Below are 275 nucleotides of genomic sequence, written 5' to 3' on the forward strand. Positions count from 1 at the left end.
AGATTCGTTGTACTCAAGCCAGGTCGCCAGATATCGATCATCGACTATTTTATTGATATTCCACCCTTGAGCAACTCGCCCAGAAACATGCGTCCTGGCAACGAGTCTTTACTCCTCACACCACCAACACAACCCATGCGGGCCATCCTGTGGTGTTTGGTGCTCCTTAGAAAGGAGGTGATCCAGCCGCACCTTCCGGTACGGCTACCTTGTTACGACTTAGTCCCAATCGCCAGTCCCACCTTCGACCACTCCCTCCCTTACGGGTTGGGCCA

General features: G+C 53.5%; 1 rRNA gene. It reads right to left on the reverse strand.

What is annotated here, in order from left to right:
- Positions 1-170: 170 nt before the first annotated feature.
- Positions 171-275, reverse strand: a 16S ribosomal RNA gene (locus JMA46_RS16900); the annotation flags it as partial.

Source organism: Arthrobacter sp. E3, from assembly GCF_017353415.1.
GTDB lineage: Bacteria > Actinomycetota > Actinomycetes > Actinomycetales > Micrococcaceae > Specibacter.